Source organism: Ideonella sp. P3_A4, from assembly GCF_056403075.1.
Map to the genome: position 1 here is coordinate 1 of NZ_JBFUGE010000212.1, position 10,251 is coordinate 10,251.

Annotated in this window: 8 protein-coding genes; 2 read left to right on the forward strand and 6 right to left on the reverse strand. The window is 61.7% G+C overall.

Annotated features, from left to right (window positions below; genetic code table 11):
- From AC1DYI_RS18360 to AC1DYI_RS18375, 4 genes are all read right to left on the reverse strand, one after another.
- A partial coding sequence (locus AC1DYI_RS18360) for a transposase (protein ID WP_477205577.1) occupies nt 1–169 on the reverse strand: 169 nt, incomplete at its 3' end.
- Between the two features lie 235 nt (nt 170–404).
- The gene (locus tag AC1DYI_RS18365; protein ID WP_477205570.1) at nt 405–2,132 is read right to left on the reverse strand and encodes a hypothetical protein; all 1,728 of its coding nucleotides are present in this window, start codon (nt 2,130–2,132) and stop codon (nt 405–407) included.
- Between the two features lie 84 nt (nt 2,133–2,216).
- Nucleotides 2,217–2,813 (reverse strand): hypothetical protein, encoded by a 597-nt coding sequence (locus tag AC1DYI_RS18370; RefSeq protein WP_477205571.1) that lies wholly within the window; start codon nt 2,811–2,813, stop codon nt 2,217–2,219.
- Between the two features lie 439 nt (nt 2,814–3,252).
- Nucleotides 3,253–3,747: a hypothetical protein gene (locus AC1DYI_RS18375; protein WP_477205572.1), complete on the reverse strand. Its 495-nt coding sequence runs from the start codon at nt 3,745–3,747 to the stop codon at nt 3,253–3,255.
- Between the two features lie 373 nt (nt 3,748–4,120).
- On the opposite strand from AC1DYI_RS18375, the gene AC1DYI_RS18380 reads away from it, so the two are divergent.
- Nucleotides 4,121–6,424 carry an AAA family ATPase gene (locus AC1DYI_RS18380; protein ID WP_477205573.1) on the forward strand — a complete coding sequence of 768 codons (2,304 nt, stop codon included), beginning with the start codon at nt 4,121–4,123 and terminating at the stop codon, nt 6,422–6,424.
- A gap of 629 nt (nt 6,425–7,053) precedes the next feature.
- On the opposite strand, the gene AC1DYI_RS18385 is transcribed toward AC1DYI_RS18380, so the two are convergent.
- Nucleotides 7,054–7,248, reverse strand: coding sequence for a hypothetical protein (locus AC1DYI_RS18385; protein WP_477205574.1), 195 nt, complete (start codon nt 7,246–7,248; stop codon nt 7,054–7,056).
- Nucleotides 7,249–8,080: 832 nt separating this feature from the next.
- Between AC1DYI_RS18385 and AC1DYI_RS18390 the strand changes: the two genes are divergently transcribed.
- A complete protein-coding gene (locus AC1DYI_RS18390; RefSeq protein WP_477205575.1) occupies nt 8,081–9,763 on the forward strand; it encodes a TIGR04141 family sporadically distributed protein in 1,683 nt (560 codons plus the stop codon).
- Here the strand turns inward: AC1DYI_RS18390 and AC1DYI_RS18395 are convergent.
- Nucleotides 9,729–10,251, reverse strand: a 523-nt coding sequence (locus AC1DYI_RS18395; protein WP_477205576.1) for a Mu transposase domain-containing protein, incomplete at its 5' end; no start/stop codon positions are given. The genes AC1DYI_RS18390 and AC1DYI_RS18395 overlap by 35 nt on opposite strands.

The window sequence follows — 10,251 nt, forward strand, 5'->3', positions numbered from 1 at the left end:
CGGCGCCTTCGCGGGCCTGTTTGCGCCAGCCGTGCACGATGTTGGCATTGATGCCATGCGACATCGCCACCTTGGCCACCGACGCGCCCGGCGCATCGCACTCGGCCCTGATCTGCGCCTTGAGCTCCCTGCTGTAGCGCTTCCGAGTCGCTGTCTTCTCGCTTGTCATCGTGTCCACTTATCTCGTACGTGGACACGATCGTTATCGCTGCGACCCCCTCATTCAAGACGGGTTCGCCGGACGCTTACTGAGCTGAGTCATTGGCGGCGGGTGGTCTGAGCGACCGCTGAGTTTGACACCCGACATTCGAAAAGCACCGATAGCGCCGGCCAGTTGCAGCGGAGCCACCGCACAAGTCGAACCATGATCGGCTAGTAGCTACCCTCCACCGGTACGCAGTAGTTCAAGCATGCGCCTCCACTGTCTCGCGCTGCTCTGGCAGCGGCAGAAGCACGTCACGCCAACGGATGGGGGACTGTAGATTCAGCTGCTGTTCGAGCTCCTGGAGCCGAAGGTGACCAGGATGGTTTTCGACGGCTAGCGCAACGCTCTCCCTGCAACGGGCCATATCTCCTGTGGCGCGGCACCGCTCTGCCAGTTCGAGACTGAGCGCTGCCTCGAAGAGTCGGGGGAAGCGCAGACCGTTCTTTGCCCCGCGGCGCCGTAAGTAGTGCTGAACTGCCTGAGCATGCTCGTCGACTGACCACGGCAAATCCTGGCCATCGAGGAGGTGAACCAACAGTGCCTCCGAGCTGACTTCCACCAGTTCCTGAGCAATCAGCGCATGGACTGCTGCCGAAATCGGCGCCTGCTCCTGYGGTGAAACATACGCGTTAAACCCCACGATTAGGGCCAGGTAAGGCAGGCGATGGCGTCTTTCAATCGTTGGGATGAACTCCATTGCCACGGCAAACACGGGGCGGAGATCTGTAAGGACGGCATCCGGCTCCCTCGACAAGCAAGAGGCCAGTTGCACCAAAAAGCCTTCCAGCTTGTCTCGTCCCGCGAACTGAATGTTTCCCTCGGTCCGCCCTACCCAATACTGGGGAGCCATCCGCACTTGAACGATGCCTTCGCGCTCAAGCATGTAGTTGTAAGGCTCTCGGTCTACGGCAGGTTGCCTTGAGACGAATTCGATGATGACGCAACGCATCAGGCGAGCCAGTCCCTGGAGGGTAAGGTACGTCGATCGGTCCTCAACGGATATCTCGGCGTGCCGATGGCCCTGCGTTACGCCGTGCGGGAGCCGCATGAGCTGATGCACATACTTCGAGCGAGCTTGATACGCCAGACCGAGAGCCTCCTTTAGCTCCGATCGTCCGAGCGCCAGACCATCCGCGGCCCCGGTCGRCCTAAAGTATTGTGGCCCTGTGTGTTCAGCGGCGAACTCCCGAAATCTGCGCGCCAGTGCGACGTGCTCGACACTCAAGAGGGCCACCCTGACACGCTGCGCGAACTCGACATCAGCGCCAGCCAGTGCGCTGTCCATTGCAGTCCTCTTACGCTCGTCGAGGGACTGCCAGTCGTTCTGATGACCGTCGAAGTCCTGCGCCAGGGACTCCACTGATGCAACCAACAGGGTGTAGGCCAGTTCCAGGTCGTCGGCTATGCGATACATGCCGTTGACGTACGTTCGCAGGGCTCGCATCACCCCAAGAAAGGTCGACCGAGGCAGCCCGATCAGCTTGGTCGTGAAATCAATGAAGAACTGCAGCTCTTCAGGCTTACACCAAACTTCCGCGTCGAAAAATCGACGCACTAGGCTGTTCGGCGCCACTCGCGTCGATAGGCCACGTTGGCCGCTGGCCAATCGCCGGCAAAGATCGACGTCTGGCGTGCACACGCAGTCCAAGGCGAAGGCGGCAACGACTGCAAACTCTCGGAGATACGGGTCGACACCTGAAGAGACAAGGATGCCTGGCCCGTGCTCTYCAGCCTCGATCCGTTCGGTGAACTCGTACACCACAGCTTGTGGCCGCATCGACGTGCCCGACGAAGGTAAAAGTCGTCCGATGACGGTGCCGATCGCTTCTTCGGAACGAATTGCGGCATTCGTGTAGAACACTCCGCGGAGCAGGTTCTCGCGCTGCACCGCTCGAACGAACAGCTTTCCAGTAGCGATCTGAAGCACAGTTTCTCCTGCATTCGAACGTTGGCGTCCACATAGCGGCGATCCCAATGGAAGAGGAGGTCGCTATGCTCCCGCGCGTGCCGGTCAAGGCCGGTCACTACTTTCCTGCAGCCGGGCTCGGAGAAACCTTCCCTGACCACCCGACAACTCATCCCGATCGAAGAGCTTGCCCCTGAACTCGAAGTTCTCGTCGATGCGCACGACCAGCAACTGCTCGAAGTCACCTTGGCTTTTGACGATCACCTGGCCGCTGGCCTTTTCAGGAGAGATAGTCTTCACCTCGACTAGCTTGCCGCCGATGGTCCCATCGGAACCTGCGCGATGTGTCCCATGGCGGCAGAGGCCGAACTTGACCTCCGCGTAGATCTCGCCAAGTTCTCCCCACACCTGCAGGTACCTGCCCGTGTTTTTGAAGTGGCGCTCGGCGCAGTCAACTAGGTCTTCGAGGATCTCGGCCTGCTTCAAGACGGAGAACGGGAACCCATCCCTGCTCTTGAACGGCCCGTTAGGCTTCAGGGACTCGGCGGGATCTGGTGGCTGGTCCTTCAGCTCTTCGTCGAGCCATTGCGTGCTGATGTAGACCTCTTCCCAGGACGCATACCCGACGCCGGCTGCCAGCGCGATGTCGTCAGCGCTGTAGCCTCGTTCGTGCATCTCGTGGAGGAAGTCCCAGTCGCTCATTGCTGCCCCTGTTTCTCCGAACTCTGCGGGCCACCACCGTCCACGCCGGTGGTCGGGCCCAATGCGTTGTTGATCAGTGTCATCCAAACCGGAGTCGGGTTAGTCCTCAAGCGCCGTGGAGCAGTGACATAAGACCACCGGTCGTCTGCCGAGGACCGGCGGTAGGCCTCAGACTGCACTCGGAAATTCGGTTCGACAGGGGCGAACGGCGGCTTTGCTCACCACCGGACAATCATGGCCCGATGGAAGGGGTAGCGAAGTAGTTGGCCCGAGCCCGCAGAACCTCTCCGCGCCAAAGTTCGTTGGGAGGGATGTCATCGCGGCCACGCCGCCGGCGATCAGGGAGGCAAGAATCGTATTGCTCATCGGAACCTCCGATGCGGGTGAAAGAGTGAAGGCGCATTCCGCTGCCGAGGCGCCCAAGCCGTGAGAAGGATAGTCATCCGGTCTGCAGCACCAACGCTTGCACCCACGTGAGTGCATCCGGAGCGTGCTGCAAGCCCTTTTCGACAAGACCCTTGGCGAGCGCCTTCAGCCCTTCTGCGCCCATCGATTCGAGAGCTGTCCTGATGCGCCCCTTCTCCTCCGGAGGCAGGCTGCTCTCCTCGACCTTAGCCGCAACCAGGCGACGCAGCGTTTCAGCCTCGAACCGGATGGTCACAACGTTCAAGATGGCACCGAGGCCTCCGTCCTGTTGAAGGAAGTCGAGGCCTCGCGCATTGATGGACACCAGCAGTATCGGCGGAGGACCGACGCCGAAATCCTCCGAGGCGAGGATCTTGATGAGGTCGTGTTCGGCCAGATAGAACGCGTTGACGATGAAGCGGCGATCGTCGCCTTTGAATCCAATTTCTTCCGGCTTCACCTTCTGCGGGTATGCACCTCCCAGGCGCTGCAGGATCTCTTGCTGCAGTTCCCGATTGAGCCTTTCCATCGTCCCTCTCTTCCATTGAGATTTACTTGGTTCAAGAAACGGATTCGCCGGCCGAAACCCGACAGGCCATCGGCAGGTACTATCCCTACGCCAACTGATCGGCAGGGGGCGCATAGTTCTCGCGATGCACTGACCCAAAGGGGCTGGCCTTGTGCCACGAGGAGGTGCGATGCGTGCTCTTTCGCTTCCTGTTTGGATGCGCCCTTAGAAGGACACCCAGCGCTACGAATGATGAGTACGCCAGGGGCCGGAAATCTGACGCTCAAGGCGGATCGAGAGGGGTAACGCTCGCTGCATATCCCCGCAAGGTTGGCAGGCTAGCGGCTGGCGCCTCTGGGAAGAATGCGTCCGCGAAGGCCGGGGAGACAACGTCGTGCTGGAAAAAATTCTTAGGCTCGAGGGTGTAGGTCTATTCGCGAATCCGCTGGCAAAGGCACTCGAGCTTAAGCAGGCGACACTCATCTACGCCGACAACGGCCGGGGTAAGTCGACACTGTCGGCGGTGCTGCGTGCTTGCGCCGCTGCCGACGCTCAGGCCATGGCTGCGCGAGCGACCATCGGCGGTACAGGTGCGACGCGGGTCCAGCTCCGCTTCAAGCTACCAACGGGCGGGACCAACGTCACGTTTGACGGTGGCACTTGGGACGCTGCGATGCCAAGCTTGTTGGTCTTCGACCAGGCATTCATCGAACGCAACGTGTATGCCGGCGGAGAGGTTCAGGCCGACCATCATCAGTCTCTCCTGGACTTTGCTTTGGGCACCGCAGCTGTGGCTAAGAAGAAGGAGGTCGACGACGCTCACGAGGCCATGACGGCGGCTACAAGAGCTCGTAGTGCGGCAGAGGGCAAGCTGCAGGGCTACCGGGGCACGATGTCGGTGACGACCTTCCTAGCGCTATCCGAAGACCCGCACGCCGACCAGAAGATTGCAGACTACGAGGCGCGGATCGCAAACGCCAACTCGGCGACGACGCTCATCCAGCGAGCTGCGCTGAAGCCGCTGGTCTTTCCTAAGATCGAGTTCAACGACTTCGAAGCTGTCCTCAAGAGCTCGTTTAAGCAGATGCACGAGAACGCCGACGCGCTGGTAAGGGCGCACGTGCAGAGCCACGGCGGCTCGGACTCGGAGCGGTGGATTGGCGATGGTCAGCGTTTCCTCAAGAATGACAACTGCCCGTTCTGCGGCCAACCGACAAAGGGCCTGGAGCTCATCGAGGCGTACGCAACGTTCTTCAACGCGGCGTACAACGAGCACAACAACCGCATCCGGGCGCTGCCCGGCTTGGCCCATCGCTCGTTAAGCGACGACACCATTGACTACTGGGCCAGTGAGTTCCAGGCCAACGCAGACCGTGCGCAGGCATGGGTCGAGCAACTGCGGCTCGATTGCCCTGCGCCCGACGCCTCTCGATTGAAGGCCTTCGCCCAGGAGATTCGTGATTGTCTTCAGACCGCGGCCGAGGCTAAGGCCAAGCAGCCGCTGGAGCCCTTGGACACTGGCATTCTCAAGCGGGCCATCGACGCTCGCGGCGCCATCATGCAGGCGCTCGATGAGTACAACGCCATGATCGAGGCCGCAAACACGAAGATTGCCGAATTCAAGAAGGGCCTGCAGGCCGAGAACAAGACGCAGCTGGAGGCAAGCCTAGCTCGAGTGCGAGCGCAAAAGGCCCGTCACGGACCAGAGGTAGTCGCAATCGCCGACGAGCGCACGCAAGCCGAGGATGATCGGGACAAACAGGAGAAGGCCAAGGCGAAGGCGCGCGAGGAGCTGGACGGGCTAATGTCGTTGTTGCTGGCGGAGTACGAGGGCGACATCAACAAGTGGCTGACGCACTTGCGCACGCCCTTCAAGGTCAGCAAGATGAGCTACAGCTACGTGGGCGGGCCCACCCCGCGCACGGAGTACGGAGTGCTGGTGCGCGAGAAGCATGTGCCCGCGGGCAAGGCCGCGGCGAATGCTCCATCCTTCAGCACCGTCCTCTCTGACGGTGACAAGCGAAGTCTGGCGCTGGCGTTCTTTCTCGCGAAGGCCCTGCACGACAAGAGTTGCGCTGCCAACATGGTGGTGCTAGACGATGTCTTCGCTTCGCTCGACAGCAACCGCCGCTCCCAGACCATCGCGGCCCTCTGCGAAGTGGCCAAGAAGTGCGCACAGGTCATCGTTCTGGCGCACGATGCGTACTTCCTCTACGAGCTTCAAAAGATCATGGCCGAGGAAGAGGTTCCCGAGGTCCTTCCGCTGCAAATTCGCCGTGTGGGTGAGTTCTCTGAGCTGGCGTCGGCGGATTTCTCGATGATGTGCGAGTCGGACTACTACAAGCGGTACCGTACGACGTGGAACTATCTGTCGGGCGCAGCACCCAATGACCTCTTGCCCGTGGCGCAGGCGCTGCGAGTTCTTGTCGAGGGTAATCTGCATCGGCGATTCCCGGGCCTCATACGGGAAGGCGTGACGATGGGTGTCATCATCGGGCTCATCGAGGGCGCGCCCGCCGGAAACCCGCTCGAGCAGCTCAAGCCGCAAGTCAAGGACCTGCGGTCCTTTAACGAGTTCGCCAGCCTGTTCCACCATGACACCCAGGGCAAGATCCCGCGTACTAGCGTGACCGACGGGGAATTGCACCCGTTTGCGAAACAGGCCATGGCATTCGTGCACCTCGGCTCAATGAGCTGATCCGAGGGATGCCTGGCAAGCTACTGGCTGATGCGGTCTCCCAAAGCTGAAGACGCTCAGCGCTGCAACAACCAGTTCGAATTCTCCGGAACAGTGCGAAACGGGGATGTCTCAAGCCGTGCTGTGGCGGCTCTGGAAAACCAAGCCATCGCGCTAGAGAGTTGTACACCTCTGTCGGCCCAATGACTTCTAGGCGGCCAACATTGTTGCATTCGCGGCTGAGGCGTGAGCGACCGCAACCGCTGCGTACTTGCCGCTGCCTTTCGAAGGCAAGTCGAGACTGGGCGCGGCCATTCGCCGTCGGCGCGCTCAGCGTCAGCGGTCCCGGTCACCGGCCACTTGAAAGCGCGCGCTGCGTACGCCCGTTGTGCCCGCGTCACCGGTCACTCGACCGTTGCAGCCGACGGAAGACTCGCGAATGGCTCCGCGCGCCCGCACTGGTCAGCGGCCCCCGACCCTGAAGCTGCCCCACGTTGCCGCCGACTGCGGTCATTCGCCAGGGTCGCGTTGGAGGAGAGGTGCTCCACCAAACCCAACGATGGGTCGCGCTCAACCCGCGTCGAAGGCACCAGGCCGCCCGCCCTTCCATCAGAGCTGCATGGGGCCTCCGGAAGAGCAGAGTGACAGCCCTACTCTTCGTCCTCTTCGCTGTCACGCATGCCGAGGTTCGACTCCTGCTCTTCGGCATACGAGCGGCACCCTTCAATGAAAGATTCGGAGTTCCCGTCGCAGTCTTCAGCGTCCGTGATGCCGTGGTCTTCGGCCCAGTCGTACCCAGCCTCATGCCCAGAACAGTCGACGGTGCAGCGATAGCCGTTGAACACAGGCGCTCTTGCCTGACTCGGTAGTGGGGCTGCCTCCCACCGCGGTGCAGCAACCGTTGGCGGCTGGACTGACGTCAACGGGTGCGCCGCGGAGTCGGGTAGCACGAGGCGTTGTCCGGGTGGCTGGTCTTGCGGACGGCTCAGGGTCACATGTTGCCTCCCAGCTGATATCAGCAGGGCAACCGCCGCAATCGATCCAACCACCACCAACCAGTCAGCTCTCATGAGGATCTCGTGTAACGCAGACTTGGCCACGGCCTGTGCCCCCAGTCCATACAGTAAACGGATTCGCTGGCCAAAACCCGACATGCAGCAGCCACGAGATATTCCCTAACGCTCGATGTGCGCAGAGAAGCGCATAGTGCTGGTGGTAGCTGCTGCCTTTCGTCGGCTGCCGAGTGCTGCAAGGAGGACTCTATGCGTGCGCTCGTTCTTACCGCTCTTGTTGCCATCACGTCGCTGGCCTCTTCAGCGTCGACGTTGGATGACCTTCCAAAGCCTTGCGGTCGATTAGCGGTCATTTCGCTGACCGAGCAGGAGGAAGACGAGGTCGCTCATGGCGGCGGACTGAACGCCTGCGGCTGCCACTTCAACCGCAGGACCGGCGAGTGCCATTGCCACCAGGCGCGAGGGTGTGGCTGCGAATGCCAGCCGGCGAGCTGCCAGTAGTCGTCCCAGCGCCGCTCACGTTGCCGGAAAACCCGGGCGCGGGCTCGCTCCGAGACTGTGAGGCAGGAACACTATTGGTCGCGACTGACCGCTGTCGTGTAGGCCGGCTAATGCAATTCCTTGCTCGCTTGCCGGTGTCTTTGCGCGAGCGTCAGTTTCTCCCGTGCCGACGACCGGTCAGCACATTGCGGATTCCATCGTCGAGCGAGATCAACTCGCCGGGGAGGAAGCCGTGGCAATGAAGCCCAAGGCCCTGGGTTTGTCCATCTATCTGATCAAGAACAAGGACCTTAAGGATCAGGAGCTGCTGAAGACCGATAAGGCAGACCCGCCCATCGGACTGAACATCGGCGAAGGCACGGCCTGGCTCTACGTCAAGACCGAGGTGCCGCGGCCGCAGCCGTCATGGACTCAGCTGTTTACGGCGCTCCCTGAGGTGCCTGACGATGCCTTCGGCCGCCCCAACAGCATCGGCGCCGTGCTCGTCTTGCGTTCTGCGGACGCAACCTTCCTCTTGTCGTTCGGCATGGGGCAACACCTGATCCAACAGGACGCGGTTGAGCGTGATTTCGGGCTCCGCGTCACGCTGAACTCTGTGGATTCCAACGAGCTTCGGGCGCTGGACAAGGCGACGTACACCCATAACCCGCTGGTTTCTAGGAATCAGAGCTCCCGTGGAGTGGATATCTTCGATCTGGAGGTCGACGGTGAATCCGAGATGCTGTACGCCATCACGGGTCGCTCCACCGACCCAAAGCTCGGACCGCGAGTAACGGGACGGGACGCGCTGACGATCTGGCTGTCGGTGCAGGCCGATGAGCTGCCCGCGCTGCTGCGCCACATCCACGCCCGCTATCAGGCGCCTTTGCCCGCCGTGTTCGATTGGGTCGACAACGTTGTTCGGGTGCGCGACCCGATACTGATCGAAGTGCTTGACGTGCTGCTCGATGAGATGCTCCTCCAGCCCAACCCCGCAACCATCTGGCTGGGAGACCCGGAAATCGTCGACTGGGAGGCTCTGGCGGGCTATCAGTTCGACTTGCGTCATAGGACGGCCATGCATCCGGCCCTTGAGCTCGGTGACCTGCATGCCTATCTGATTGGCGCCGGCGAGTCTCTGTGTGTCGCAAGCCTACGCCGGCATTGGATCCACCTGGTCGACGCCAACCACCAGTCGCTCAAGATGTGGCAGTCCTACCGCTGCCTCAATGCGGAGATCGCGGACAACGGCGCCCACTATGTTCTTCGCAACGGCAATTGGCTTCGGGTGAAACCTTCGTTCGTTGCCCACGTAGACGAATCTCTGCGCACGCTGGCAGTGCTCGATTTCGGACTGCCGGAGTATCAGCACGCGAAAGAGGGTGACTACAACGCCGAGGTGGCCGCAACTGACGCGACCTACTACAACATGGACGCGAACAACATCCGACTCGGCGGCTCCTACGACAAGATCGAGTTTTGTGACCTTCTAAAGGACCACCGCACGCTGATCCACGTAAAGTTCTATCGCAGTTCCAGCACGTTGAGCCACCTGTTTGCGCAGGGCCACGTCTCTGCGGAGACGTTCGTGAAAGACGAGGTATTCCGCGAGCGCCTGAACACGAAGCTACCGGCGGCAAGCCGTCTCGCCGACCCGTTGGCCCGACCGAACGCGGCGGACTACAGCGTCATCTATGCGATCGCGACCAATAAGACTTTGCCGAGCGAACTGCCCTTCTTCTCCAAGGTCACGCTCAAGAACGCTATGCGGACGCTGCGGGCTCTCAACTACGAGGTGGCCATGACCCGGATCCCCGTGAACGCGACTTGGCTCAAGACCTCGAAACATCGAAAAAGCCACCCGTGACGCTCAGCGTCTGAGCCGCACGCGTGGCTCGCTGCGCTGGCCGGGGCATGCCCGCGCGGGTGGGTGGCCCATGGTGGTAGTCCTCGAACAGCGCCACGGCCGCGTCGGTGGCGCGCAGCCACAGCGTCTTGCCCACCAGCGCGAACGGCGCCGAGTACAGCACCCGCTCGAGCTGCACATGGCAGTCGCGGTGCACGCTCACCCGGTGCCACACGCCCAGGTCCGGCGCCTGGGACGGCAGCGCCTGCAGCAGCGGCGCCTCCAGCGCAAACAGCGCCAGCGGCGTGCGCCGCGTGGTGCCGTGGCAGCGCACGCCGGCCTCCTCCAGTACCCAGGCCCGCGCTTGGGCGTTGAGGTCGGCCAGGTCGCGGAAGGCCCGCAGCGGCAGGAAGTTGCCCTTGAGGTACTTCACGCCCGACTCGACGATGCCCTTCTTCTGCGGGTCGTGCGGCGGGCACGGGTCGATCTTGAAGCCGATTGCCGAGGGC

Bases quoted from the DNA above. Each gene is read 5' to 3' on its own strand.
- AC1DYI_RS18370 (WP_477205571.1), bottom strand. From the start codon at position 2,813: ATGAGCGACTGGGACTTCCTCCACGAGATGCACGAACGAGGCTACAGC.
- AC1DYI_RS18375 (WP_477205572.1), bottom strand. From the start codon at position 3,747: ATGGAAAGGCTCAATCGGGAACTGCAGCAAGAGATCCTGCAGCGCCTG.